Source organism: Arthrobacter sp. SIMBA_036 (assembly GCF_046535135.1).
In the GTDB taxonomy this organism is placed as follows: domain Bacteria; phylum Actinomycetota; class Actinomycetes; order Actinomycetales; family Micrococcaceae; genus Arthrobacter.
This window is the reverse complement of sequence record NZ_JAWRXG010000002.1, coordinates 286,219-311,704: the sequence shown is the minus strand read 5'-3', so window position 1 is coordinate 311,704 and position 25,486 is coordinate 286,219. Positions and strand designations below refer to the sequence as shown.

23 protein-coding genes and 1 pseudogene are annotated in these 25,486 nt (G+C 61.2%); 10 read left to right on the top strand and 14 right to left on the bottom strand.

Annotation, left to right across the window (positions count from 1 at the left end; genetic code table 11):
• Window position 1 precedes the first annotated feature (1 nt).
• The 4 genes from SB659_RS04140 to SB659_RS04125 are packed head-to-tail and all read right to left on the bottom strand — an operon-like array spanning window position 2 to window position 2,425.
• Window positions 2–394 carry a type II toxin-antitoxin system VapC family toxin gene (locus SB659_RS04140; protein ID WP_410549586.1) on the bottom strand — a complete coding sequence of 131 codons (393 nt, stop codon included), beginning with the start codon at window positions 392–394 and terminating at the stop codon, window positions 2–4.
• A complete protein-coding gene (locus SB659_RS04135; protein ID WP_410549585.1) occupies window positions 391–657 on the bottom strand; it encodes a type II toxin-antitoxin system Phd/YefM family antitoxin in 267 nt (88 codons plus the stop codon). Before SB659_RS04135 ends, SB659_RS04140 begins: the two co-directional genes overlap by 4 nt.
• Before the next feature lie 56 nt (window positions 658–713).
• Window positions 714–1,616, bottom strand: coding sequence for a ribokinase (locus SB659_RS04130; protein WP_410549584.1), 903 nt, complete (start codon window positions 1,614–1,616; stop codon window positions 714–716).
• A 35-nt stretch (window positions 1,617–1,651) separates the two neighbouring features.
• Complete coding sequence (locus SB659_RS04125; protein WP_410549583.1) at window positions 1,652–2,425, bottom strand: GntR family transcriptional regulator; 774 nt, start codon at window positions 2,423–2,425, stop codon at window positions 1,652–1,654.
• A 135-nt stretch (window positions 2,426–2,560) separates the two neighbouring features.
• Between SB659_RS04125 and SB659_RS04120 the strand changes: the two genes are divergently transcribed.
• Window positions 2,561–4,000 carry an MFS transporter gene (locus tag SB659_RS04120; RefSeq protein WP_410549582.1) on the top strand — a complete coding sequence of 480 codons (1,440 nt, stop codon included), beginning with the start codon at window positions 2,561–2,563 and terminating at the stop codon, window positions 3,998–4,000.
• 68 nt (window positions 4,001–4,068) lie between these two features.
• Window positions 4,069–5,046 carry a nucleoside hydrolase gene (locus tag SB659_RS04115; RefSeq protein WP_284974249.1) on the top strand — a complete coding sequence of 326 codons (978 nt, stop codon included), beginning with the start codon at window positions 4,069–4,071 and terminating at the stop codon, window positions 5,044–5,046.
• Here SB659_RS04115 and SB659_RS04110 read toward each other — a convergent pair.
• Both SB659_RS04110 and SB659_RS04105 read right to left on the bottom strand, forming a co-directional pair.
• The gene (locus SB659_RS04110) at window positions 5,033–5,785 is read right to left on the bottom strand and encodes an ArsR/SmtB family transcription factor (RefSeq protein WP_410549581.1); all 753 of its coding nucleotides are present in this window, start codon (window positions 5,783–5,785) and stop codon (window positions 5,033–5,035) included. The two genes, SB659_RS04115 and SB659_RS04110, sit on opposite strands and share 14 nt — an antisense overlap.
• Window positions 5,786–5,871: 86 nt before the next feature.
• Complete coding sequence (locus tag SB659_RS04105) at window positions 5,872–6,372, bottom strand: DinB family protein (protein WP_410549580.1); 501 nt, start codon at window positions 6,370–6,372, stop codon at window positions 5,872–5,874.
• A 78-nt stretch (window positions 6,373–6,450) separates the two neighbouring features.
• Between SB659_RS04105 and SB659_RS04100 the strand changes: the two genes are divergently transcribed.
• On the top strand, window positions 6,451–7,104 hold the full coding sequence (locus SB659_RS04100; RefSeq protein ID WP_410549579.1) for a hypothetical protein: 654 nt from the start codon (window positions 6,451–6,453) through the stop codon (window positions 7,102–7,104).
• 42 nt (window positions 7,105–7,146) lie between these two features.
• On the opposite strand, the gene SB659_RS04095 is transcribed toward SB659_RS04100, so the two are convergent.
• Window positions 7,147–7,554 (bottom strand): hypothetical protein, encoded by a 408-nt coding sequence (locus SB659_RS04095; RefSeq protein WP_410549578.1) that lies wholly within the window; start codon window positions 7,552–7,554, stop codon window positions 7,147–7,149.
• Between the two features lie 262 nt (window positions 7,555–7,816).
• Between SB659_RS04095 and SB659_RS04090 the strand changes: the two genes are divergently transcribed.
• The 5 genes and pseudogenes from SB659_RS04090 (at window position 7,817) to SB659_RS04070 (ending at window position 12,798) form a co-directional block, all read left to right on the top strand.
• On the top strand, window positions 7,817–8,554 hold the full coding sequence (locus SB659_RS04090) for a GAF and ANTAR domain-containing protein (protein WP_284977582.1): 738 nt from the start codon (window positions 7,817–7,819) through the stop codon (window positions 8,552–8,554).
• Between the two features lie 199 nt (window positions 8,555–8,753).
• Complete coding sequence (locus SB659_RS04085) at window positions 8,754–10,118, top strand: MFS transporter (protein WP_410549577.1); 1,365 nt, start codon at window positions 8,754–8,756, stop codon at window positions 10,116–10,118.
• Window positions 10,119–10,289: 171 nt separating this feature from the next.
• Complete coding sequence (locus SB659_RS04080; RefSeq protein ID WP_410549576.1) at window positions 10,290–11,285, top strand: NADP-dependent oxidoreductase; 996 nt, start codon at window positions 10,290–10,292, stop codon at window positions 11,283–11,285.
• A gap of 23 nt (window positions 11,286–11,308) precedes the next feature.
• A pseudogene (locus tag SB659_RS04075) lies at window positions 11,309–12,144 on the top strand (alpha/beta fold hydrolase).
• Window positions 12,145–12,198: 54 nt separating this feature from the next.
• The gene (locus tag SB659_RS04070) at window positions 12,199–12,798 is read left to right on the top strand and encodes a TetR/AcrR family transcriptional regulator (RefSeq protein ID WP_284974258.1); all 600 of its coding nucleotides are present in this window, start codon (window positions 12,199–12,201) and stop codon (window positions 12,796–12,798) included.
• A gap of 468 nt (window positions 12,799–13,266) precedes the next feature.
• On the opposite strand, the gene SB659_RS04065 is transcribed toward SB659_RS04070, so the two are convergent.
• From SB659_RS04065 to SB659_RS04035, 7 genes are all read right to left on the bottom strand, one after another.
• A complete protein-coding gene (locus SB659_RS04065; RefSeq protein ID WP_410549575.1) occupies window positions 13,267–14,454 on the bottom strand; it encodes a TerC/Alx family metal homeostasis membrane protein in 1,188 nt (395 codons plus the stop codon).
• A gap of 104 nt (window positions 14,455–14,558) precedes the next feature.
• Complete coding sequence (locus SB659_RS04060; RefSeq protein WP_410549574.1) at window positions 14,559–16,496, bottom strand: ATP-binding cassette domain-containing protein; 1,938 nt, start codon at window positions 16,494–16,496, stop codon at window positions 14,559–14,561.
• Window positions 16,493–17,686, bottom strand: coding sequence for a peptidoglycan-binding domain-containing protein (locus SB659_RS04055; RefSeq protein WP_410549573.1), 1,194 nt, complete (start codon window positions 17,684–17,686; stop codon window positions 16,493–16,495). Before SB659_RS04055 ends, SB659_RS04060 begins: the two co-directional genes overlap by 4 nt.
• A 7-nt stretch (window positions 17,687–17,693) precedes the next feature.
• Window positions 17,694–18,515 (bottom strand): hypothetical protein, encoded by an 822-nt coding sequence (locus SB659_RS04050; protein WP_410549572.1) that lies wholly within the window; start codon window positions 18,513–18,515, stop codon window positions 17,694–17,696.
• A gap of 10 nt (window positions 18,516–18,525) precedes the next feature.
• Window positions 18,526–18,912, bottom strand: a complete 387-nt coding sequence (locus tag SB659_RS04045) for a peptidase inhibitor family I36 protein (RefSeq protein ID WP_410549571.1) — start codon at window positions 18,910–18,912, stop codon at window positions 18,526–18,528.
• Between the two features lie 284 nt (window positions 18,913–19,196).
• Window positions 19,197–19,604 (bottom strand): SRPBCC family protein, encoded by a 408-nt coding sequence (locus SB659_RS04040; protein WP_410549570.1) that lies wholly within the window; start codon window positions 19,602–19,604, stop codon window positions 19,197–19,199.
• Window positions 19,597–19,929, bottom strand: a complete 333-nt coding sequence (locus SB659_RS04035) for an ArsR/SmtB family transcription factor (RefSeq protein WP_410549569.1) — start codon at window positions 19,927–19,929, stop codon at window positions 19,597–19,599. Before SB659_RS04035 ends, SB659_RS04040 begins: the two co-directional genes overlap by 8 nt.
• Before the next feature lie 1,211 nt (window positions 19,930–21,140).
• Here SB659_RS04035 and SB659_RS04030 point away from each other — a divergent pair.
• Entirely contained in the window at window positions 21,141–23,618 is a 2,478-nt protein-coding gene (locus SB659_RS04030) for a hypothetical protein (protein WP_410549568.1), read from the top strand.
• Complete coding sequence (locus SB659_RS04025) at window positions 23,615–25,033, top strand: hypothetical protein (RefSeq protein WP_410549567.1); 1,419 nt, start codon at window positions 23,615–23,617, stop codon at window positions 25,031–25,033. Before SB659_RS04030 ends, SB659_RS04025 begins: the two co-directional genes overlap by 4 nt.
• Window positions 25,034–25,486: the final 453 nt, after the last annotated feature.

Sequence of the window (25,486 nt, the reverse complement as noted above, 5' to 3'; positions counted from 1 at the left end):
GCTACGTGCCTGGGGACGTCGTCGTGATCCCAGTTTCCACGGCTGCAAGGAGTAACTCCGAGTCGTAAGCGAGCATACTGTCGGCCTGGAGCCGGATAGCTGTTGCCAGATGAATGGCATCAGCACTCCGAAGTTGTCTTGGCATGGCGGCGGCATACATAAGATCTGAGCGGGTCACGTCCACCAAATTGATTCCGGCCAGCGCCGCATTTACGACGTCGAACGGGATGTGCCTGCGACGGGCCGCGCAATGCATTTCCGTGTAGAGGAGCATGGAAGCCACGAGGTGTCCGCCCGATCCAGCTACGTCGGAAAGGTATGCGGCGGTGGCGGACGATTCCCGCTCTTCGACTACCAGCTTCAGGAAGGCAGACGTGTCAATATAGAGGATCACCGATCGCCACGCAGATCGGCCAGGATGTCGGCTGTGGACATTTCGCTCTTGATGCGGGGAAGAATCGCGAAATCCACCGGAGCCTCGCTGGCTGGGCGGACGCTGCCTGCTTGGAGTAAACGCTCAAAGGGTGAAGCCGACGGCGGAATAAGCGTGGCCGCTATCTCGCCGTTGTTGGTGACGTCAATAACTTCGCCGTTCTTGACACGTTCCAGGATTTTACTGCTCTGGTTGCGTAGTTCACGGTGCGGGATAGTTGTCATGTTATCGCCTCCGTAGCAATCGTAGCACCCTGGTGCCGGAAGGCCTCTCAGTCTCTTTAGCCGAGCTCCGCTGCGGGGTGAGTCGCCTCGATATAGTGCGTCAGCGGCTTCAAGGCCGGCTGGGATGACGCATCACGAACGGCGTCCGCGCCCACGGCATTGGCGACGGCCAGGGCGTGCCCGTATTCCAGCCCGGACTGGAGTGCCAGGACCAGCGCAGCGCAGAAAGCATCTCCGGCTCCGATGGTGTTGGCAACGTCTGTGACCTTCACCGCTGGAGCTTCGGCAACCCGCTCGCCGTCGACGAAGATCGCTGAGCCGTCGCCACCGTAGGTCACCGCGACCAGGGGAGCCTGTTTGAGGGCCGGGATCAGCTCATATTCCGTCTCGTTCACGATCACCAGGTCGCACCTTTCCAAGAGCCCTGGAATGAGTGGTGCTGCCGGGGCGGCGTTCAACGCGAAGAACCCCTTGCACTTGCGGGCGGCTTGGAGCACTGCCTCCTGATCAACCTCCAGTTGGCAGAGGACGGCTTCATCGTCACTGAAAGAGACACCTTCCAAGCGCACGGAAGCATTGGCGCCGGGGCAGACGACGATCTGGTTTTCGCCGTCGCTGTCCACCAGGACCAAGGCCGTTCCGGTGGCTGCGTCCACCCGGCGCACGTCGCTGGTGTCGACGCCGGCGCTCGCCATCGCCGCAACGAGGCTCCGCCCGGCGTCGTCCTGACCCACCGCCCCCACCATCCGGGAACTGCCGCTCAGCCGCGCAGCCGCCACGGCCTGGTTGGCGCCCTTGCCGCCGGGCTGTTGCCGGAGGACGGCCCCGCCGACAGTTTCTCCCGGCGAGGGGAGGCGGCTGGCAGTGGCCGTGATGTCAAGGTTGATGCTGCCGACGACGGTCAGCGCGCAGGGCGAAATGGGCGCAGAAGGGTCAAGGGACTCAAGGTGCGTGCTCATGGAAAGATCCTTTTCGGGAGGAATGCGGCAGGGGATCAGGAGGACTGTATGACGGAGAGGTGGCCCGCCCGGGCAGCGACCAAGCATTTGGCCAGGTAGAACGGGGCGTTGTTTCGCCGGACATACTGGGTGAGGACCAGCACAGGATCCGAGGGGCGGAGCGCCAGCAACTTTGCACGGCTGGGCCCGGCCGTGCTCAGGCTGATCTCGCACTCGCCGGGGCCCAGGTTCACGCCAGCGAGACCGCTCAGCACTTCCAGCAGTGTGGAAGCCGGGAGGGTGGGAGCTTCGGCGGCCTCGGATAACGGCGCCGCTTCAGGGATTGCTTGCGACACGTTTTCCTGGAGGTGGGCTACCGGTTCGCCGTTGCGGATGAGGACGCTTTCCCAGAACCAGACGTCGACGCCGGGCTCAACTCCGATGCCGGGCGCCACGAATTCCGAGGCTGGCTGCTTGATGGCAGCGACACGTTTGACCTGGATGTCCTGGTCCGGGCCGCCGAGCAGTTGATCGAAGGGGCGGATGTGCTCTATCCCGATGCGGGGCAAGGAATCGGCCACGAACCGGCCCACTCCCCGCCGTGCCCGGGTAAGGCCGTCTTCCTCAAGCAACATCAGGGCTTCCCGGATCACGGTGCGGCTGACGTCCATCATGGTGCCCAGTTCGGTCTCCGTAGGGAGCAGCGAGCCCGGTGGCAGGACCTTTGTCCGGATGGCCTCGGCGATGCGGGAGTAAGCCGCGACGCGCAGGGGCTGACCGGGGGTGGTGGCGATGGGCCGGGACAAGAAGCGGACGGCGTTGTCGGTCAAGGGTGCCTCACAAGTATTTGGGTTACCGACACTGTACCGGATGCATGTGACAGGTTGCACAAGCACGTAATACATGCTTGTATAACAACTCACATCTTGTGGCGCCCACCGCGCCCTCGGACAAAGGAGTTTGATGTGAACATCCCCAACACCGCCACAGCGCCGCCCACTGGCGATCAATACCTGGGCGGCGGGAACCCGGGCCCGGTCAAGGTCGAGGGTCGACGTGCTGCCTTGCTCATCAGCACCTTGGTGCTCGCCGTCCTGGCATTCCAACTCAACGCGAGCATGATCACCCCGGCGTTGCCCCGTATCGGTTCCTTCTTCGGGGAAACGCCCGAGGCCGTGGCGCAGGTGCAGTCCATGTTCTTCCTCGCCGGCGCCATTGCGGGGCCAGTCATTGGAAGGTGGAGCGACTTCATCGGCCGCCGCACCGCACTCCTGTTGGTGCTGGGCATCATGGCCGCCGGAACCGTGCTCTGCATCTTCGCACCAAGCCTTCCGCTCCTTGTCGCAGGCCGCTTCATGCAGGGCGTCTCCAGCGCCATCTTCGCCCTCTCCTACATCATCCTTAACGAGTACCTGCTGGCCCGCCTCTTCGGGACATCCATCGGAATCATCGCAGCGATCAACGGCGGCATCGGCGGCGTGGATGGCTACTTCGGCGGCCTCATGGCTGAAACCCTCGGCTTCCAGTCCATCTTTGTCGCGATCCTTGCCCTGGCCGCGATCGCCGTCGTCTGCGTCATCAAAGTCGTCCCCGGCGGTAAGTCCGCCGTGGCACCCGGCCGGATGGACTGGTGGGGCGCAGGGTCCCTGTCGGTGTTCCTGGTTTTCATCACCTACTTCGTATCCACAGGATCTTCGGCCGGGTGGACCTCCCCGGCGGCCCTTGGCCTGCTCGCAGGAGGTGTCGTATCCTTCGCCGGCTTCTGGCTGATCGAAAAGAAGCGCTCAACACCGCTCGTTGCAGTCCATCACCTGCGCTCGCGCCAAGTGTGGCCGGTCATCGCCACCACCGTGCTGACTCTCGCCGGAATTTTCGCCATCATCAACTTCACCGTGGTGCTGCTCAGCCAAGATAAGGCAAACGGCTTCGGCCTCTCCGCGTCCGTTGCCGCGCTTCTGTTCCTCACCCCGGCAGCGCTGATTGGCGTCTTTGCCGCACCCCTCGCGGGGTGGATTGCCGACCGTCGCGGTTGGATCAAGACTGTTCGCGTGGGCACGGCAACCAGCCTTGCCTGCGCCATCGTTGCAGCGGTCTTTGCCCACAACGAAGTGGCCGTCCTCATCGCCATCGCGGCGCTGGGAGTCTTTTATAACGGCCTCTTCCTCACAGCCATCAACGGTCTGTCCGTTTTGCTGTCGCCAAAGGAAGCGCCCGCCGCTTTGCCGAGCATCAACGGCGCATCGTTCGGTATCGGGGCGAGCCTCGGCGTCGTAGTGGTGGCACCGTTCGCAGGCTTGGGTACCTCGGCCGGGTACTCGACGGCACTCTGGATCTCCGTGGCCATCACCGCCCTGGCTTTCGTCGTCAGCTTGTTCATCGCAGCACCAAAGGGCGAAAGGATCTAACGTTCGACGCCGACGCACGGCTTCCGTACCTGCCTCACCACATCCGCTCCACCTGAAACGAGAGACCCATGACCCAGCCCGCTCCCTTCTACCTCGACTGCGACACCGGCATCGACGACGCCTTGGCCCTGGCCTATCTCTTGGCTTCACCACGAGCAGACCTGGTCGGCATCGGCACCGTCAGCGGCAACGTCTCAGCCGCTGGCGGTGCCCGGAATACCTTGGATTTGCTGAGCCTCGCCGGCCACCCCGACGTTCCGGTGGCAATCGGCGCCCACGATCCCCAGGTGGGCACATTCCACGGCGGTGCACCGCACGTCCATGGCGAGAATGGCATCGGCGGGGTGGATCTTCCCGCCTCGGACCGGGAACCCATCGAGGCATCCGCGGCCGAGCTGTTGGTCCAACTCGCTCACCAGTACCCGGGGGAGTTGCAGGTGGTGGCCATCGGCCCGCTGACCAACATCGCCCAGGCCCTGCGTCTGGAACCCAAGCTGCCCCAACTCGTTGCTGGGATCACCATCATGGGCGGCGCCGCATTGGCACCGGGCAACATCACTCCAGTCGCTGAGGCCAACATCGCCAACGACCCGGAAGCGGCGGCAGAAGTTTTCGCGGCGGACTGGACCGTCACCATGGTGCCCTTGGACGTCACCATGACCAACGTCCTGGAGGAGCATCACAGGCAGGAGCTCCTCGCTGCCGACCACCCCGTCCCGCGGGCACTGGGTGAAATGCTGGGTTACTACTTCGGCTTCTATGTGGACATCTTCGGGAGGGCTTGCTCGGCGATGCATGATCCGCTCGCCGCAGCCATCGCCGTCGAGGGTGTCGACCTGGCACTCGCGCCCACCGTTCGTGTTCAAGTGGACACCACGGATGGGCCGGGCCGTGGCCAAACGGTATGTGACCTTCGCGGACAGTATGCAGGGTTCCCTGCCCAGCGCGGCGCCCGATGCCGTGTGGTGCTGGCCATCGGCGAGGACTTCGCTCCGCACCTTTTGGGAACCCTGCAGGCCGCGTGGCTACCCGCTACGCGTACATAAGGGAACCCGGCGTCGTGAGCGTTTCGCCTGTCTCGAGCCAGGTTTTCAAGCCGGAGAGGATCATAGGCCAACCGCCGTAGAGCTGCTCGTTGGCGCCCTCGCGGAGTTGATCGTGCGTGACGGTGAGATGGCACGAATCTCCCACCGGCTCGATCTCCCAGGTGATCCGGGAGGTTCCCTCGGCCTTCACGTCCTCGCCCCACAGCGCTCGCATGGTCTGGACGAGCCTCCGCGGCGGGTCCACTTCGACGTTCTCGCCCTCGCCGAGGGGCGCGTCGGCTTTGCCGTTGTGCATCTCGAAGTGGCCGCCCGGGGTCCAGTCGGCGGTGAGGGTGTTCCCGAACTGGTACTTGCTGCGGATTTCACTGGTAGTGATGGCCTCCCACAGCAACTCAGGGGTGGTCTTGATGTAGATCTCGAAAATTCTTTCCATGGGACTTTCCAATCTGGATTTGAGGTCGCTGAGGGCAGCGGCCCATGGTTCTGCATATTTGCTCACCCAGCGATCGTGGATGAGGCGGATGGGGACCGGGTTCAGGAAATGCAGCTTTTCACGCCCCCGACGGCGCGTGACCACCAGTCCGGCGTCTTCGAGCAGCTTGAGGTGCTTGGCGATTCCGAAGCGGGTCATCTCGAACCGGGCTCCGAGGGCCGAGGCGGATTGTCCGTCTTCGCGGAACAGCTCATCGAGCAGTTCTCGACGGGTTGGGTCGGCCAAGGCCTTGAACACGGTGTCCATGGCTTCAGGATAGGTGACTATTTGGTCACGTGTCAACGGATTTTGGTCTGGGTGGGCGCCTGGGTTTCTCTGCGTTGCCTCAGGGTTTAGGCACGCGTGGACAGAATTTGTTCCCGCAAAATATCCGCATGGCCGCAATGCTGGGCCAACTCGCGGAGCATGTGCAGGTACACCCAGCGTAGGGGTAGCGGTCCGCGGCGATTGCCCATCACTAAGTCGTCCAATCCCAGCGGTGCCGCGGCCAGGCGGGACGCCTCGCACGCCTCGCGGTGCGCTTGCCGGATGCCGGCAATGGTGTCGCCGTCGTCAAGGATGAACGATTCGTCAGGGGTTGCGGGGATGCCGATCTCGGCACGGGTCCTGCAGTTGATGGCTTCGTCGAACCAGACCTTTTCGACGAAAATGGCATGCTTCACCAAGCCGAGCAACGTGGTGCGCGACGGAACCAGGGATCGCCGAGCCTCCTCTTCCGTCAGCCCATCCAGGGACGCGTTGAGCATCTGGCGGTGGTCGTCCAAGAAGGTGTCCATTTGCGTGCGGACATCCTGATTGAAGGAATCGGGGGTCATTGCCTTGTGCTGGTCCATAGGGGACATGCTAATGACCCAATACCACTCCGGTCAGCCCTGTTGAGCACCTGTCCGCGCCGGTGGGAGGATGAACTTGTGCATGACTTCTTCGACTTCCTTGGGCGTTTTTGGTGGCTGGTCTTTCCTATCGGCGGCATGGCCGGCGGGTGGGCGCGGTCATGGTCACGGGCTACCGAAGAGCGGCACCGCCGCAAAGTGGAGTTGTACAAGCTCAAAAACCAGCTCGCTGTGCATGAGGAAGCCAACCAAGCCGAGGTCGTTGCCCTGATGGCGGCGCACGATGCCGTGAACCGCAAGTGGCTGGATTACGAGCTCGACGTCGGAAACCTCATCGACTTCCCGCTGATGACGGACGTCCGGGAACCCCCCACCGTCGCCTTCCTTCGCGCCAAAAAAGAGGCAGACGGGTTGCGGCCGGCCGCCGCGGAAGAAATCACGACGCCGGCAAGGCTGGCCGAGTACCGGGCCGCAGTCCACGGATTTGAAGTGGCCTTCGATGTTGCCGAGCGCGAGGCCAGGCGCATCAAGGACGGGAAGTTCACCGGGCCAGAGCGGCAACGTCTGGCCACGGCCCGGAAACTCCTGCGCATTGCCGAGGATTCAGCGGCAACACCGGCCGAGCGGCAAACTGCCTATAAGCGCGCCCGCAAGGAGATTGACGGCCTTATCGTCCTGCCGGAGGCCACTGTGGCGGCGCTGGAAGGCAAGATTGCGGGGATGTTGGCCTGATTCCTCGTGAGCGCGCTGAGCCTGTGCTTGGCGCCTTGGTGCTTAGCCTCGGCCCATGCTCGTGGACGGGTCTCCGCCGCCTTCCGAGGGATCGGCCCGCAGATTGTCGGGATCACCACTTGGCAGGCCAGCCGGACCGGCCACGTCGCCCGAGGCTACGTCGCCCGAGGCGACCGGGACGTCGTCGTCGGTCGACTCATCCTGGTGGGTTCCGCCGTCGTTGGCTTCTGCTTGGCCTTGGGGTTTGTGGTGCTCCGTGTGGGGAGTGTCCTTGGGTGAGAGGTCCTCGTCCATGGCGTTGGAACCCTCGCTAATGGAGGAGTGGACCTGGATGTCGTCGTCTTTCTCGCCGGGATCGGGCACCTCGGCGTCGTTCACGGGTTTGGACGTTCCGGCCAGATCTTCCATCGCATTTTCTGCAGCGTTCCGGATGCTGTCTTCTAAGCCCATCAGGTGACTCCTTTCGCCAAACGGTCCGGCGGTCGGATCCGCTTCACATTCATAAGCCTACTTAGTTGTTGCCGGATGTGACACCCCGCAGCACCAGGCGGTGACCCGGGAGTTCAACTCCGTGCGCGTCAAGCAGTGGGCTGAACTTTGTACCGTTGATCGTTGGGCGATAAGGTATTGCCAGACCGTTTTGCAGAGGGCGGCAATATTCGCTCCTTTGGTGTCTGCTGGGGACGCATTTCAGTCAGTAGGAACGTGTCAAATGGTTAACCCCCGTCCCGAGCAGGAAGCAATCCAGAACGGATACTTCCTGGACCTCGTCTTGGGCAGTGAAGATGTCGAGGCTTTCCTCAGCGACCTCGCCGCTTTCTCCGCAGAGAGCCTGTCCGAACCTTCGGCTCCGGTCTTCTGCGGCATCACAGTGTTGCGCCGCAAGAAATCGGCCACCGCGGCCAGCAGTGACGAGCGCGCCCGCGTGATGGACGAGCTGCAAAGCACCTTCGAAGGCCCCTGCCTCACGGCTATGGACAAGCTGTCCGCCGTCCTGGTTCCTGATCTCCAGAATGAACTTCGCTGGCCCGACTACGTCCAGGCAGCCGCAGAGCAAGGGCTACGCTCGATCCTCAGCGTGCCTCTCCTTGTGGAGGAAGAGACCCGCGCCGCGCTTAATCTCTACTCCGAGCGACCCAATGCTTTTGACCAGAGCGACGTGGAACGCGCCGAAGTCTTTGCCTCCCATGCCGCCAAATCGCTCCGGCTTGCCCTGAAAATCGCGCAGCTCAGCGACGCGCGCAATGACCTGGCGGCGGCAATGCAGTCCCGCACGGTAATTGACTTGGCTATCGGCGCGATCATGGCCCAAAACCACTGCAGCCAGGACGAGGCCTTCACCATCTTGCGGACGGCATCCAGCAACCGCAACATCAAACTGCGCCACCTGGCCCATTCGATCATCGCGGCAGTCTCCTCGGGCAAAGTCAGCACCCACTTCGAGGAGTAGGGCCTCCTTTTTCGGGCCCATAATCACGTATCCGACATATTGGATATCCGCTGTGCGTTTTTGCTGGATCATCGATTCACGCATGCCCAGCGTCCGCGGGATGACGCGGCGGCGGTGCAATGCCTCGAGCGATGATCCAGCAAAACCTTGCTAGCCCCCCGTTTCGTAACCCAAGGCAACCATGTACCAGACTGAGAACGTGACGAACAACAAATCCCGCCCCGGCCTCGCAATCGCGGCGCTGAGCCTGGGGACGGCACTGAACCCCCTCAACTCGTCCATGATCGCGGTGGCTTTGGTTGTCCTGCGGGAGCATTTCTCGCTCGACGTCGCCACGGTGACCTGGGTGATCACCTCGTTTTACCTCGCTTCGGCTGCGGGCCAGCCGCTCATGGGCCGGTTCGCGGACCGTTTCGGCCCTCGGCGACTGTTCATTTTCGGCATGGCGTTGGTGGCCGTGACGTGTGCGATCGCGCCGTTCCTGCCCAACTTCGCACTGGTCTGCGTTGCCCGCGCGCTCATGGCGGTGGGGACGGCGACGGCATACCCATCCGCCGTCGTGATGGTCACCGAACTGAGCCGCCTGGCCAACTTGCCGCCTACCCGTCCGCTGGGCCGGATTCAGATGGCGACCACGTCCGCTGCGGCCATCGGGCCGGTGGTGGGTGGCCTTTTGGTGAGCCTGGTGGGATGGCAGGCCCTGTTCGCGATCAACGTGCCTCTGGCGCTGATCGCTCTGTTTGCGGTGCGCCAGACCGCACCCGCCGACTCGGGCTGTGAGAGCGGCAGGATCGGGCGGTTGGTGCGCGACTCGGACGTGCCTGGCATCCTCGCGTTCATCGCCTCTTTGATGCTTGCGATGATGGCCCTGCTCAACGTTGCGCCGGGCTATCGCTGGTACCTGTTGGGCGCAGCAGTTGTGATCGCTGCGCTTTTCGCCTGGCGTGAGCTTCGCTTCAAGCCGCCATTCCTGGACCTGCGCTTGCTCGGGCGAAATCGACCGCTCCTGTTGGTCTACTTGCTGTTCGTGGTGTTCAGCGGTGTTTACTACTTTGCCTTCTTCGGCCTTCCGCAGTTGCTTCAGGAAGCAGGCCATTACGACGCCGGCGTGGTCGGCCTGCTCATGCTTCCCCTTGCTGCGTTGTCGGTGGTAGTGACCCCAGTGACAGTGCGGAAGATTGAGAAGCACGGCGTGCGTCCCGTATTGATCGCCGGAGTGGTGGTGCTTGCGGTTGCCTCTGGAGCCCTGGGTATTTTGACGGTCTCGCTCTGGGTGCCCGTGGTGTTTTTGTTGACCGCGGTGATGGGGGTCCCGTACGGCATGGTGAGCACAGCTTCCAACCAAGGCCTGTACGTTTCGGCGCGGCCTGAGGAGAGGGGAGTGGCGGCCGGAATTTTCCAGACGTGCCGCTACCTCGGTGCGATCACGGCCACGGTTCTCATTGGCGTCCTGTATGGCCCCGGCGTCAACCAGGCCAACTGGGGCCTCATGGTGCTGGTGATGCTCGGGCTGAGCGTACTGGTGCTGGTGCTGGCCCTGATGTGGCGGAAGCCCGCGGTTTAGAGGGCTGAGCCGCGGCACCCCGGCGTTGAGGGGCCTGCTCTGCAGGGAAGTGTGGGATTTGGGCGTGTAGAGCGGGCCCCACAACGCGCGGGTGAGTAGCGGCTCCCTTGACGAAATAACTGAGCGTGCTCATAATTGAGTTAACTCAGTTATTTCTATTCAGGAGAACCGATGCGAGCGTTCGCCATCACCAAGTACAAGGAACCGTTGCGGGAGGTGGACGTCCCCGAGCCCGCGGTGGGTGATCATGACGTGCTTGTGCAGGTCCACGCTGCGGGACTGAACCAGTTGGACGAGAAGATCCGGGTGGGTGAGTTCAAGCAAATCCTGCCGTACCGGATGCCGTTGGTCCTGGGCAACGACCTGGCCGGTGTGGTGCTCAGCGTCGGTTCCAAGGTGACACTGTTCCAGCCCGGTGACGAGGTGTTCGCCCGCCCTGACAAGGGCAGGATCGGCACTTTCGCTGAGCGGATCGCGGTGGCAGAAGGGGACCTGGCCATCAAGCCCGCATCCATCAGCATGGAAGAAGCAGGAGCCCTTCCGTTGGTTGCTTTGACGGCCTGGCAGGCATTGGTGGAACGGGGCCACGTGGGTCCGGGATCCAAGGTGCTCATCCACGCCGGCGCTGGGGGAGTGGGATCTATTGCGATCCAGCTGGCCAGGTATCTCGGGGCCACGGTTGCCACCACGGCGAGCGCCGCAAACGGGGACTTCGTGCGTGACCTGGGTGCCGACGTCGTGATTGATTACCGCGCGGAGGACTTCAGCGAGAGCCTGCGCGACTACGATCTTGTGCTCGACAGCCTCGGCGGCGAGAACCTGGAACGTTCCCTGAAGGTCCTGAAGCCGGACGGGAAAGCGATCGGTATTTCGGGGCCGCCGGACGTGGGATTTGCCCGTGAACTGGGCGCGAACCCTGTGCTGCGCGGCGTGATGTCGGTGCTGAGTTCCGGCATTCGCCGCAAAGCGCGCGCCCTGGCGGTTACGTACGAGTTCCTCTTCATGCGCGCCGACGGCGGCCAGCTCCGCCAGATTGCCGCGCTCATCGACGCCGGCCACATCAAGCCCGTTGTAGGCCGCGCGGCGTCATTCGATGAGACGCCAGAATTGCTCACCGCCCTGGAAAAGGGTGGCGTCCGCGGCAAAACCGTCGTCACCCACAACTGACACCGAACCTCAGGAAGAACATTATGAACACTGCATACAAGGACGCACCCACCAACACCATCACCTCCGGCGGCGTCACCTACGCCTACCGCGAGCTCGGGCCAAGGGGAGGGGTGCCCGTGATATTCCTGGTCCACCTGGCCGGGAACATGGACAACTGGGACCCTCGCGTCATTGACCCATCGCCGGGAAGCACCACGTGATCACCTTCAGCAACAGGGGAGTGGGCTCGTCCACGGGAACCGTCCCGCTATCCATTGAAAGCATGGCCGACGACGCCGTGGCCTTCATCAACGCACTTGGTTACGAGAAGGTGGATATCTTCGGGTTCTCCATGGGGGCGATGATCGCCCAAGCCTTGGTGCTGAAGCATCCAACACTGGTCCGGAAGCTGATCCTCGCCGGTACAGGCCCTGCCGGCGGGAAGGGCATCAGTAAGGTGGTTGCCACCACGTATTACGACATCCTCCGTGGCGCGTTGACCAGGCAGGATCCCAAGGAGTTCCTTTTCTTCAACCGCAATGCCACCGGCAAACCGGCCGCGAAGGCGTTCATCGAGCGGCTCAAGGAGCGTACCGACCACCGGGAAGCGCCGGTCACCATCAAGGCCCTCCAGACGCAGCTCACGGCCATCAGGAACTGGGGGCGCTCGCAGCCGAAAAATCTCGCCGCCATCACGCAGCCAACCTTGATCGCCAACGGTGACAACGACCGGATGGTCCCGTCCATGCTTTCCAACACCATGCACCACCAGATCCCGGGCAGCGAGTTGGTCATCTACCCGGATTCCGGGCATGGAGGGATCTTCCAGTTCCACGAGAGGTTCGTTCCCGTCGCGCTTGAATTCCTGAGCCGCTAAGCAGCGGGCACTCAGTGCCACCCGCTGGTTGCGGGCCGCTGATACGGTAGCTAGATGCAGCCAGCGCCCCAGACCCTTGGACGACGTGAACGGAACAAGCAGGAAAAGCTCCAGCGGATAACCGCCGCTGCCCGGGAACTCTTCACCCAGCACGGCGTGGACGAAGTCACCACCCAGCAGGTGGCGGAAAAGGCCGACGTCGCGTCCGGCACCTTGTTCCTGTACGCAAAAACAAAGGCCGAGCTGCTTCTCTTGGTACACAACGCCAAATACGCCGAAGCCCTCGACGCCGGCATTGCAGCTGCGGCCAAGGAGAAGACCCCGATCGACGCCGTGATGGCCATCATCCGACCCATCATTGAATGCAACCGGGTGCAGATCGAGAACGGCCGGACGTACCTGAAGGAAATTGTCTTCGGTGATCCGGCTGAGCCGCACCACGCAGAAGCGATCGCCCTGACCCAACAGACGGAAGCCGCCGTCGTCGATGTCCTGAAACGGGACCCTAAACTGGCGGAACGCGAACCCGCGAAGCTCGCCGCCATCATGTCCGCCGTGATGTTCATCAGCATGACGTCCGCGGCCAACCTGGCCCTCACGGACGCCGAGGTCGGCGACGAAATACGAGGCCAGATCAGCGTGCTTCTTGGCTAGCGAAATGTAGCATCTGAAGGAGACGGTGGAGCGCCGTGACCTTCCGAGAAAGCAGAATTTCGATGACAACCAGTCCCGAGGGAACCGCCACCACTGTCAGCAAGACGTTCAGCCGCAGCACCCAGGTGGCCACCACCATCGAGGCTGCCCCCACGACCGTATGGCGCCTACTCAAGCTCAAGATCAAGGAGTTCGAGCCTCCGCGCCGGCTCGTGTGGGGCGATGCACTCGGCGCCCGCGTCTACACCCTCACCGAAACCAATGGCGGGCAGACCCTGTTCGACATGACTGAGCGCATCGGCGCCCCGTCTTCCCGCTGTTCGCCAACAAGATCCCATCCTTCGACGCCAGCTTTGAACAGTTCGCCGCCGACCTCAAAGCAGCCGCCGAAGCGGTCACCGAATAAGGGGCACGACGGCGGCGGTCACCTCGTGCGTCACGGATGCCACCCGCTTGGGGCGCTGAAGGTTAGCGGTTCAGGAACGCCTCATGCTGCCGGTGTGCCTCGGCCACCTGCTCGCGGATCTTTTCCACGTCCTTGGCCTTGTTCCGGTATTTGAGCGGCATCTGCACGATCTGCGCTTCCTCCGCTGTCAGCGCGCGGTAGATGCGCTCGCGCTCGTTGGCATCGGCGGTGTAGTCGAGGTCGAGGTAATCGACGGCGTGGCGACGCGCGTTGTTGATGGCGGTCTGGGCCTTCCCCGCGGGGCTGAGCAACGAGAGGATCACCGTGATCACCAGCGCGCCAATGATCACTCCCAGCGAGAGGCCGGTGGTGATCTCGACGACGTGGACCGGCTCGCCGTCGTTGATGAACGGCAAGTTGTTCTCGTGCAGGGCGTGCAGCACGAGCTTGACGCCGATGAACGCGAGGATGGCAGCCAGGCCGTAGGAGAGGTAGATGAGCCGGTCCAGCAAGCCGTCGATCAGGAAAAAGAGCTGGCGCAGGCCCATCAGGGAGAAGGCCGTGGCAGTGAACACGACGAACACGTTCTGCGTGAGGCCGAAGATCGCGGGGATGGAGTCGAGCGCGAACAGGATGTCCGTGCCGCCGATTGCCACCATCACCAGCAGCATGGGTGTGAGCGCACGCTTGCCGTTGAGCGTGGTGAAGAGTTTGTCGCCGTCGTACTTATCTGCGGTGTGGAAGAACTTCCTCGCCACGCGGATGATGAAGTTATCCGCCTGGTTGTCCCCGTGATCATCGGGCTTGAGGAGGTTGCCGGCGGTGATCAGCAGGATCAGTCCGAAGAGGTAGAACACCCAGGCGAACGAGTTGATCAGCGCGGCGCCGAGGAAGATGAAACCGGTCCGGGCGAGCAGCGAGAAGACGATGCCGAACAGCAGGACTTTCTGCTGGTCTTCGCGAGGGACCCGGAAGCTGGACATGATGATGAGGAAGACGAACAGGTTGTCCACCGAGAGGGCCTTCTCGGTGATGTACCCGGCGAAATACTCCGAGCCCATCTGCGCCCCGCCGAAAACCAGGACCCCGACGCCGAACAGCACTGCGATGCCCACGTAGATGGAGGACCAGAGGGCCGCTTCCTTCAACGTGGGGACGTGAGCCTTGCGGACGTGGAAGAAGTAGTCGAACGCGAGCAGCGCCACGATGATGACGATGGTGACGCCCCAAGCCAGGGGAGAGACGGTCATGTGATCCTGCTTTCGTGAGGCGCGGCGTGGTGCCTACCGAGGGTCAGCGGTCCTCACTCCAAACTACCGGGACGGGCCTTGCGGGCGGTAACCGGGCACCCGGGCTAGGTTCTGAGAATCATCGCAGGGTCAGCACGGGCCGCTACGATTGCCGGGTACACGGCGGAGATCGCGCCAGTCAGCACACCCACCGCAATTCCGAGGGCGGGCATGGTGGGGGTGATCACAGGGGTCCATCCGTTGGCGGCCGCTATGGCTACCACCGCGCTGGTGCCAAGGACGCTGCCCGCAAGGCCGCCTGCCGAGCCGATGATGATTCCTTCGAAAAGAAACATTCGTGCAATGGACCATCTGCTGGCGCCGAGCGCTCGTCTCAGCGCTACCTCACCGGATCTCGCCTGAACTGACAGGTACATGGCGGTGGCCGCCGTCAGCGAGGCCAGGATGAGGAGAACACCTGACACGAGGCCAACCATCACCCCGAGCTCAGTCCCGATGCCTGTCTTGAGGTTCCTCAGGTCCGCGACAGTCTGAACGTTGACGGCACCGGGGTTGTCCGGACTCAGGGCAAGCGGAATGGCTTCACTCAGGGGCGCTGGAAAGCCAGGCTTCGTCCTTGCCACATAGGTGGGCTGCAGGTTCTTGATACCAGACGCGGCCGGTGAGTTCAGGAAGATCTTGTCCTCTGCGGAGGCGTCCCGCGGGCTGTTCTCGACGACGGCGACGACGGGTACAGGGTTCCCTGCTACCCAGATAACCACGCCCGGAGCAGCCCGCTGGATGCCAATCGTTGCGGCTGCCTTCGCCCCGATCACAGCGGCTGGCATCTCCGGGAACGCCGCCAAACTGTTCAGTGCCGTGTGAGGGGTCATGTCGCCGTCGAGAATCGCCAGCCGGTTCGCGTCCGCAAGCTCGATGGGCCCGTTGAAGTACGCCGTGGAAGGAAATGCGCGGGTTATGGGGGCATCGGCCGGCGCAATGATGGAGGTCAGCCCAACACGCTCGACGCCGGCCAGTGCACCCACGGCCTTGTACGTCGCTTCCTGCTCGGCATCGGTAGGCACTCTGCCGGTCGGAAGCCGGTTGTCCGTGAACCTCAACTCATCCAGCGCCGCGAGATCGAGGCGTTCTGCTACCTGGCTGGATGTGGTTTGGGTGAGGCCGGTCGCCGCCACCAGCCCACCCACGCCCAGAAGAAAAGCCATCAACAGCAACGCAGTCCGCAGCGGTCGGGAAGAGAGTGAATTGAGGCCATCAGCCATCGATTCAACTGTCCGCAAAAAGCCCGACCCGTGCTTACCCGGCCTTACGCCTGGGTCGGTTTGCGGCGGTAAGTCGGCTGCCGGCGTCGGCGAGGCTTCTTCGCGGAGTATCCCGTCCGCCAGCGTAAGACGACGGTCGGCGGCAGCAGCGACCTTGTCGTCATGGGTGATGACAACGACGGCGACCCCGCGGGCGGCCATCTGGCGGAGGTCATTGATGACGAGCGACGTGTTTATTGAATCCAGGTTGCCGGTGGGCTCGTCGGCGAGCAAAATCCGGGGCCCGGGTGCCATGGCCCGGGCAATAGCCAGCCTCTGACGTTCACCACCAGAGAGAAGGCTCGCTTGGACATGCGCCCGGCCGGAAAGGCCAAACTGCCTCAACACGGAATCCACCGTGGCAGATCGCTGCTCCAAAGGAACGCCTTGGATCCGTAGTCCGAGGGCGGCGTTCATCCCGGCAGGCTCATGCGGCAGCACGTAGGAGTTCTGGAAAACGAAGCCGATGGTCCCTGACCGTAACTCGTTCCTTTCACGTTCGGTCAAGCTCCCGACTGACCGGCCCGCTATCTCGAAAGTGCCGCTCGTGGCTTTGTCCAAGAGTCCCAAGACGTTGAGAAGAGTGCTTTTACCTGAACCGGAGGGTCCCACAATGGCGATGAACTCCCCGGCACGCACCGTGAAGCTGGCCTCCTTCAGGGCCACGGTGGGAACCGCGCCACCGAAGACGCGCTGCAAGCGTTCGGCCCTCATGACGACGGCGGCCTCCACCGCTGTCACGGTACGCGGACCTGCTGCCCAACCGACAGCGGGATACTCGATTCAACAGCAGCCCAGCCGGAGGACTGCGTGGTGACTGTGACGTCTACCCGCTGGAAGCTTGGCGCCTGCGAGGGGGTGCTGGGGCTTGATGTAGAGCGGGTGCCGGTGCTCGATGCCGGCTGTTCGACGTCGATGAAGGATCCCGCGCCATCGTGTTGGATCGCAATCAACGGAACTGCAAGCCTCGGCTGGGGGTCTGTGGTGCCCTGCACGTTGACCAATTTGTCGGGTACCAGCCAGGCCGATCCCTCGGGTGGAACGGAGATAGTGACGTCCTTTCCGGGTCCTTCCCCTGACGCTCCGGCCTTGTCCGTGAAAGCTCCGACAGACAACACGGTGCTCTCTATCGACTGATCGCCCACTGACAGCCGGACTGTGCCCCCTGCCGTGAGGCTATCGGCGTCAACCACGGTGGCACGTGCTGTCACCACATCCGGCGTCGTTTGTATAACTAACAGCGGAACTGTGCCGGTGACCAAGGTTGCAAGACCGGCTGAACTGGCCACAACGCCCCGATTTCCGGGGATCTGGGCAAACTCCTGCGCGCGAAATATTGGCTTGTCAGGAGCGGTGAGGCCGTCCCCGCTGTAGATCCGTTTGACGGCGTCGCGGGAAGCGGCGTCAAACTTCCCCGTCACCGTGACGGCGCTAAAGCCCATACCCTGCAAAGCTTTTTGGAGTTGGACCACGTCATCCCCGGAATCACCGACGTCGAGATCCCGGTAGACGGGGACATCGTCCGGGAGGAGGAAAACAGGTCGTCCCCCAACGGAGCCGAGGAAGGACCCCGGTGCGACCTCCGTTCCAGGCGCCGGACCGGGCTTGGTGACCACCTGCCTGGCAGCGCCGGGCGTAACCGGTGGGCTGATAGCTGTGGTCTGTCCGCGAACAACAGTTCCCTTGAGTGCCAGCTGCCTGTCGACGACTTTCATCGACAGCGGGAAAGTGACGGGGACGGACTTTTGGGCGTTGTCCAGGGCCACGTCATTGGGAGCTTTGACGAGTGTTCCCGCCCAAAAAGCCGCCCCTAGGAGCACCAAACCAGTGAGAAGGAAGGCCCAAATTCTCAGCGGATGCAGGATGCGCCGCGCTCGCAGGGGGAGTTCTGTGGTTTCATGGCTCGGGGCATCTGTGGAGTGCGTCGACAAAGCGGTCCTAACCGCCGTCGAAGGCAGTGACGGTTTGGGTGGCTTCGCTGAGCGTTTGGTCAACTTTCTGCCGCTCGGCCAACAAACCGGCTTCGTTTTCCTTGATCAGCGTCTCTTGGTAGGAGGCCTCGATGTCAGCCATCTGTTGGACGAAGTTCAAGTCCACTTTGCATTGCACGTCCGCGACCGCCACCCGAATGGCTGTTTCCTTGTCACCGTGTGCCTCAACCGGACTCCAAGGATCGCTCCCGTCGAACGTTCCACCGTGTGCCTGTACGCACGATTTCCACTGCTCAATGAGCCCCTTGGTCTGAGGATCCTTCCCCGCGGCGACCTTCGCTTTCCCGGCGAGCTGGACGGTGAGTGCGTTGCGGTCGGCTCCGTAGCTTGTTGAGGGAAACGCTTTGCTCAGGCAGGAGTCCCACTGGTGGTTGAACTCGGGTGTTTTGGTTTCGAGCTCCGGGACGCCAAGGTTCTCTTCCGCGCGGCCGTACCCGAATTGCTCGGCACTTGCCATCAGCCAGATTCCGTAGGGGCGCTCAGCCGCTGAGGTCCTGTCCTTGAAAGTGGCCATGAGATCGACCGGCTGCCCGTTCTGGGACATGCACTGTTGGATCCTGATGCTTCCGGCCCGCTCGATCAAGTTCAACTCCTGCGTGGAGACTGAGTATTTGTCGAGCGGGTACTCGATGGATTCGATGTCCGACCGCAAAAGGGCGCTGGCCTTGGTTGGTGTGATGGCGGCATCGGGTTGGGCCGAACCGAGGCCGCACCCCGTGAGCAAGGTTGCCACGAGGGCGGCTACGGCGAGAAAGTGGCGACGCTGCATGTTCTCTGAGCTAGATGGACAAGCTCGAGATAATGTCCGAGTAGGTGTAGGGCCAGTGGCCGGGCACGCCGTAGTCGGTGAGGTACCCGACGTCCTCGCCCGGTGCCAGCTGCAGCCAGGTGCCGGCCCAGTTCGCGTCGGCGTAGAGAGTGGAGACCCTGGACGACCGGCTGTCCACGGAACTCGCCTGATCATTCATGGCAGAACCGACGTAATTAACAGAACCGCTATAGCTCACCTTGAAGCCGTTGTAATTCGTGTCCTGCCACAGGCATAGTGCGTATTGGCAGTCGTAGGCGGCGTGTGCGGGCGCGCTGGTCAATGCGATACCCGAAGCTGCCAAGAGCAACGTCGCTGTAGTGGCCGCGGCGCCGCGAATGCTGGATTTCTTGTTCATTTAGTTCCCCCTCATTAGGGCCGCTCCGAGCTGCCCAGACAATGTTCACTTGTCGAAACACCCCGAGAGCTCTGCCCAACAAGGCGCTGCCACAAAAATCGGCGGCCCAGGCGGTGTGCCGACACCTATGCTGCCGCGCGCAACAGCGCTTAGGTGGTGAAATGACTCATCTAGGTGGCGGTTTCAGCCAAATTTAGGTGGAAGAAACGGAAATCACGACGCCGAAAGTGGTCACGTAGGTGGTGGGGGAACCCGGTGTCCACGATCACCCTGGTGTCGATGAGTTAGCCGACGTTGACCAGAACTTGGTCTATACGGGCGATGAGTCCGGGCCAGCCGTTGCCCATGCCATGGAGGGCCTGCTGTCCCATGGGGGTATCCAAGCGGAAGCCGGCGTGTTCGAAGTGAAGTGTGGTGCCGCCGTCGACCGTTTCAAGCGTCCACGTGATGCTGGTGTCCAGGACGCCTTCGGCGAAGAGGAAGCTGATGGACGTGCCGGGCTCCACGGTGAGGACTTCGCATTGCTGAACGCCCCAGCCGCCCATGTCCAGGGTGAAGCGGTGCCCGACGACGGGTGCGATGTCTCCGGGTGTCCACCAGCGGGCGAGGAGTTCCGGCGTCGTCAGGGCCGCCCATACTGACTCTTTGGGGTGCGGGAAAGTGCGTTCGAGGCGGATGGCGTTTTCAGTCATGGGGGTTTTCCTTGTTCTGTGGGTCGGTGCCTAGTAGATCGGCCAGGGCGTCGAGGCGCTGGTTCCAGTACTGCTCGTAGTGCTTGAGCCAGCCGCTTATCTCTTTCAGGCCCGCGGGCTGGAGGTGGTAGATCCTGTGCCGCCCCTGCCGCTCCTCGCGGATCAGGCCAGCTTCTTTCAGGACTGTCAGGTGCTCCGAGGCGGAGGAGCGGCTGAGTTCGAGGCGTCCCGTGAGGTCCCCAGCGCTCAGCGGCCCTTGGAGGAGGCTGTCGAGGATGGTGCGCCGCGAAGGGTTCGCGAGGGCGCCGAAGACGTCGGGAGGCATGTGTTGATGATATGTCGGGAATTGCCGAAATGACAAGTTTGGGGTGGCATGGCCTCTTCGTAAACCCTTTGGTCCCTAGTTGCAGCAGTGCAGCACTCATTTTCTGTTGCATCCACGCGGACTCGCGTCGAAGTCTTTACCTATTGGCGCCAACTCGGGACTAGGTGGTGGTTAGACGGAGGTAAACGACGGAGGGCAGGACAAATCGTTTTGGTCGGAGCGACATCAAAGAGTTTCCATCCCGTCTGCAGGTTGGCTGCTTCTTCGGTATCACCGTCATTTCACGACCCGGCAGCCCCCCATTCCGGTTGCGTGACTAGGCTCCGCCGTCAGTAGGGCCAGTGCGGTTTATGGGCTGGACTTGTTGTGACGTAAGAGGAGGCAGGACGCCAGCGGGGAACCGTGAGCTGCGTGGGATCCCATTCGATTGCGGTTGGCACGGAGTCAGGGACGGCCCACCGTCCATGCCGGCCCGAGTTCCAAACCAGTCGTGGCGGCGGGACGCAGCGAATTCCCAAGGGTATTCAACTGACGTTCTTTTGCCCAACGGCATTAATACAGGGTTGCTGCCAGTGGGCTACTAATTCCAAGATCTTTGGTTCAATTGGTGTGGCTTTCCTTCTATTTAGACCGGAATCCGGGTCGAAGCCTTCATAGGTGAGCGGTGGTTAATGACTCAATACTTCCGCTGGGTGCTGCTGGCCCCAAGTGCCAACAGATGCCGACGCAGTGCGCTTTCGCCCGTACTGAGTCCTGGGGTATAGGTGGGAGCAAGCCGATACGAGTGGTCGGCCGCATAGGCAGCTGTATCGGCGAGGACGATTCAATGTCGCGGACGGGCTCTTAATTGCCCTCCGAGCGGTGCAAAAGATCCTCTCCAACGGAACTGCAACAGCGGAAGCGGAGTCTGGAAGGCCAATGTGGCAAGCTGATTCAGCTGTGGCTTCTTGTAACGAAGAAACCGAACACAATACTGTAGTCCAGTTTGGACAAACACAATATTTCGCCACTTCCCGCAGGCATCGGCTCAAGCTAGTGGCTGCATCATGGTTTTTCGGAAACATCTGTCACGGCGCGACTTCCCTTGGTAGGGCTCGTACCGGTAGCCATTCCTCTGAGAGGAAGCATCGGCTTTCCGCAACTGTGATAGCACGGGGGTGCAGCCCCGGGTCTTACAGGTGAGAAGCGGTTATGTCAGGTATCTTGGCAATGTGGGGGAATCGATACCTTGGACTGAAGCCGAGACGACAGTGCTCTTGAAGGCATATTTCGACATGCTGGACAGTGAGATGCGTGGATCAGCCTATTCAAAGGTTGACCATAACCGCCGAGTCCAGGAAGGCACTGGTCGCAGCAAGGGGTCCATTGAGTTCAAATTTTGCAACGTCAGCCACGTCTTAGCAGAGCTCGACCATCCATTCATTATCGGTTACAAGCCGAGGAGCCATGTGCAAGAAGCGCTGCGATTGGCAGTCGAGCGCGAGTTAAGTGCCAGAGCGAAGCCAACCACGGACCGGCTCAAAGATACCTCTTCTAGCTCCTCAGTAATGTCGTCGACCAAGGCCCCAGGTAATGCTGCAGACCCGGTTGCAGCCCTTAAGGAAAGAGGACCGTTGTCTGCCCCGATTGCCCGTGACGAGCAAAACGAATCCGTATGGAGCCGCCTTTCAGACCTGTGGGACCGCGCGACGGGCGGAACCGACGTTGCGGCGCGACCCGACCATCCAGTCGATGCGGTTTGGCCATCTGCGCTCCGTCCAGCCGGAGTCGAGGAAGCAGGCAGCTGGCTGAAAGATGGTATCGTCCGCGGCTTGCCGCCTCGGTTTTTGTTCCTAGTTGGCGGCCCGGGAGCCGGGAAGTCGCATGCAACGGCACATGTCGTGGAGGGACTGCGTTTGGCGAACGAGCTCGACGACGGACTTGCTCATAGGATCTACGACTATAGGGGACCGGCCGCCGACTTGATTGTCGTCAATGACGCCACTATTAGTTTGGAAGCTTCAAAAACTGCGCCCCTAATCTCCGACATCAATGGGGCGGTATCCCAGGGGCGATCTTTTGAGGCGTCGCGGCCCCTTCACTTGATGGCTTGTGTGAACAGGGGCGTTCTCGTGGAGGAAATGGCAGAATCCAGACTTCGCGGATCTCTTGATTGGACAGCGGGCGACGTATTGGTTCGCTGGCTATATGACTCGCAGGGAGGAGAACCCAACGAGTCAGGCTGGCGCCTTTCAAATCCAGGGGGACGGGATTTCGTAAAATCGGCCCAACTCAGCCATCTGGGCCAGCACGTCGCCAACGTAATCGCAGTGTTCGTTGACGAGTGTTCCCTTTTTGAAGAGCGCCCGGCTTTGAGTATTGGTGCCGACTCAAAAGTGTCCGCAGGGGACTATCGAATCGTTCCCTTGGCCAGCCGCGGTGACATCAGGGATTCGCTGTCGCCCGCAGCGGACTTGCTCACGAATGTTTTGGCGGTTCTCCATGCCGCAGGGAATGGCGCCGCCGACGAGAACTCGGACCTTGTAGGTGCCGTGGATCCTGTAGCCGCGAATCTGGAGTCTCTTGGCTCGCCGATAATTAGATCTGGCTTGTTGACGCTTGCTCGGAGTGCCGAACTGATGTCCGCAACGCGTATGACCTATCGAGAGCTCTGGGGATTCTTGACGAGGGCGCTTGTTGGAGATGCACCGTCAAGCATGAATAGGACGGCCCTTCGTCAGTTCATCGTGGCTAATCAGCCAACGGGACACGACGCCGAGCTTGATTTCCAGCTGATGCGACGGTTGTCCAGCCTGCGATTCAACCAAAGCATATTTGGTGCCGGAGAGCGAACCTCCGCCTCCGAGGCGGCAGTCCGCGACCCAGTGCTGAAGCTGCTTGTTAGGGCCGATCCCGTGAATGATGCGGTTCCGGGTTCGAATCCCGATAGTACAGATGAAGGTTGGGCGACGCCGGTCTCTGATGCCTTTAGCGTGCATGTATCAGATGGAACCCCCCTTCAGAGCCTCATGGACTTATTGCCGAATGATATTTCTCTGCGTCATATTGTTACAGAATTCGACAGACGTTTAGATGCAGCATACTGCAAGCTCGTGCAACAGCCGCAACTGAAGGATGATAAGCGCCTCGAGGTAACCGGTTGGTATGGAGTTTATCTCACGCGACTTTATGCAGTGTCCCATGGTATTAGTGCATTCCGACGTGAGATCGACATGCTCATAAGGACTTGGGGTCAATCCCCTTATTTACCCGATGATCTAAAGTCACCCTTGAGGACCCTGCTCCGGCCAAAAAGAAATCCTCTACAATCGGGGTCTTCACTTCTCCCTCTTTTTGACAGCCGAACCGAGCCAATCACCGGCAGAGTAAATACGCCAAAGCTTGCTGTCCGCGTGAAAGAACCAGAACTCACCACGGACCGCGAGGGACAGGCAGAACAGGTCCTGCTGATTATCCGCACGGATGGAACCAAACTGAACAGCGTCTCCTTGGATTTCCCTTTGATACGAGAGGCATTGGCTTGCGTTGATGACCATATCGGCGTCACTGACCTAATCGATGTCACAGCTCCGCGATTAGAACGTATTCGCGCATCGCGGTTGCTTTCAATCCACCTCCGCGGTGCTGAATTCTGTCTTGCTGATGGTGATTCGGAAGTCCAATTGACTCAGCAGGAGCAATCAAGATGACCCGGACGGCTGGTGCACACAATCTCATTCTTCCATTCAACCGCCCCGAGTACTTTTCGGTGCCTGAGGCTTTACTATCTGCTCTGGCTTGGCGTGCATACGGTTCGGCACCCGACCAAGAACAAGGGAAAGCGCTGGGCCTTATGTATAAGGCGCAAGCAAAAGAAACGCAGTATCTAACCCTCCGGCCTACAAAGCCTGAAGAGGGGGCAGCCCAAGCTCTGGGTGCCCAGCTTAGGGGGAGAGGAATAAGCACTTCTGCGTCCGATCGGTTGCTTGGCGATGCGGTCTCATCCAGTGTCACTGGAATTCGTATTGAGAAAACAGGTAATCAACCTTCAAGTCCCATGACGCCTGCTTTAGCACTTATGCAAAACCCTCGCGGCGTTCTGGTAAAACAGGGCCCGCCTGATTTTGGCGCCATTATTGAAAGTCTGTTTGCTGTCGGCCACCCTGTGGGCGGCCCCGCCATGTCCGCCACTGAGCTCTGGTTGCGGGCTTCAGATCAGCGACTTGAGCTGGACCCGCTGCTTAAGTCTATAGATGCCTCCATGATGTCAACCGTATTTCAGGACAAGTACCACAGGCTGGATGTGTTCCCAATCGCGGAAGACAGCGTCGACTGGTGCGGGCTCTATCCAGGGACCCCCTACGAATGGTTTGCCAAGTCATGGCAGGCGCTAACCTCAAAAGAATGGGTTGAAGCACTCCCTGCTCGCGTGTGGGTGGACTGGGCTACGACAGTTCTGCGGTTGGCGATGGGACTCGGATTTCTATGGGAGTACTCGTGGTATGAGGCGTTGGGCTCGGTAATCGTCCGAGACTCCGTTCCGGACACATTTGAGGAACTTCGAGGCATGGTGAGATCGCCCCTGCCATGGCAGTCAAGCCGTTCCTCAATCTCGGTTAGGGATGTTGGCGCCACTATCAAGGGGCGAATTTCAAGAGGTGAGCGTGTCCGACGGAGCCTTAAAGAGCGCATCAAGGAGGTCGAAGGAGATAAAAATGCGATTGAATTCCTGCGCTCGTCAGCTGCGAATAGTGATTTCAGGCAGTTCCTGGCCGCCGAAATTACGGACAAAAAGGAAGCTGGGAAGCTCGTTTGGGAAACTGTGAAATACGGGCTTCAGGTTCGAGAAGCGAGTGGACCATTTACGGATTACTACGGCATTCTCAAAACGAGGGGACGAAGGTACCTCGTCATTGATCCGGGTACCGAATGGATCGCTGTGGTGGCGAGCCTCGCCTGCGGTGCGCCGGGAACCCAATGCAATGTGGGAGATGTTTTGCGCGATCTCACCATTCTTGGAATGCGACCTGAGTTGGGCGACTTGGTGTCCCTGCTCGAGCGTGCAGGAATGGCCCGGGGCAGCGCCGATGCTGACCACGCCGTGATAGTTGAGAGCGCTTTCTAGGAGAATCATGTCATCTATTTCGTTGGGCGAAGTCCTGGGTCGCGTGCTGGCAACAACAAACGGACTCGGCCATGTTCACTTGCCGGAGGGAATCGGTAATAGAACGGCCGAGGAGATCGTACGAGCAGCCAATATCGCCAGACCAACTAGTCCACCCTTTGCTCTGCTGGTAACGAACGGCATTGAGTCACTTCAGGATCCTAACTGCCCGAGGGTAAGCCCAGCCCGTACTATCCAGTACCGTCAGGGTGACCATTTGGTAGTAGTCCATGGCCGGCAGCCTGATCTATCTTCCTTCGTGCAGGTCTACCGGGAGGTCTTCGGTCAGAGTTTTCCGGAACAAGCTGCTGGTATCGTTTCCATGGATAATATCTCCACCGAAATTGTTAGTGAGCTGGTGACGGATTTAGGTGTAGATGGTTTGAGCTCTAGCCAGAAGACACAATGCGAGGA

Coding starts and splice junctions, on each gene's coding strand:
- SB659_RS04035 (WP_410549569.1), bottom strand. CDS start 19,929: ATGCCTCCCGACGTCTTCGGCGCCCTCGCGAACCCTTCGCGGCGCACC.
- SB659_RS04135 (WP_410549585.1), bottom strand. CDS start 657: ATGACAACTATCCCGCACCGTGAACTACGCAACCAGAGCAGTAAAATC.
- SB659_RS04045 (WP_410549571.1), bottom strand. CDS start 18,912: ATGAACAAGAAATCCAGCATTCGCGGCGCCGCGGCCACTACAGCGACG.
- SB659_RS04090 (WP_284977582.1), top strand. CDS start 7,817: ATGGTTAACCCCCGTCCCGAGCAGGAAGCAATCCAGAACGGATACTTC.
- SB659_RS04115 (WP_284974249.1), top strand. CDS start 4,069: ATGACCCAGCCCGCTCCCTTCTACCTCGACTGCGACACCGGCATCGAC.
- SB659_RS04080 (WP_410549576.1), top strand. CDS start 10,290: ATGCGAGCGTTCGCCATCACCAAGTACAAGGAACCGTTGCGGGAGGTG.
- SB659_RS04130 (WP_410549584.1), bottom strand. CDS start 1,616: ATGAGCACGCACCTTGAGTCCCTTGACCCTTCTGCGCCCATTTCGCCC.
- SB659_RS04065 (WP_410549575.1), bottom strand. CDS start 14,454: ATGACCGTCTCTCCCCTGGCTTGGGGCGTCACCATCGTCATCATCGTG.
- SB659_RS04105 (WP_410549580.1), bottom strand. CDS start 6,372: ATGGACCAGCACAAGGCAATGACCCCCGATTCCTTCAATCAGGATGTC.
- SB659_RS04025 (WP_410549567.1), top strand. CDS start 23,615: ATGACCCGGACGGCTGGTGCACACAATCTCATTCTTCCATTCAACCGC.
- SB659_RS04110 (WP_410549581.1), bottom strand. CDS start 5,785: ATGGACACCGTGTTCAAGGCCTTGGCCGACCCAACCCGTCGAGAACTG.
- SB659_RS04040 (WP_410549570.1), bottom strand. CDS start 19,604: ATGACTGAAAACGCCATCCGCCTCGAACGCACTTTCCCGCACCCCAAA.
- SB659_RS04050 (WP_410549572.1), bottom strand. CDS start 18,515: ATGCAGCGTCGCCACTTTCTCGCCGTAGCCGCCCTCGTGGCAACCTTG.
- SB659_RS04095 (WP_410549578.1), bottom strand. CDS start 7,554: ATGGGCTTAGAAGACAGCATCCGGAACGCTGCAGAAAATGCGATGGAA.
- SB659_RS04070 (WP_284974258.1), top strand. CDS start 12,199: ATGCAGCCAGCGCCCCAGACCCTTGGACGACGTGAACGGAACAAGCAG.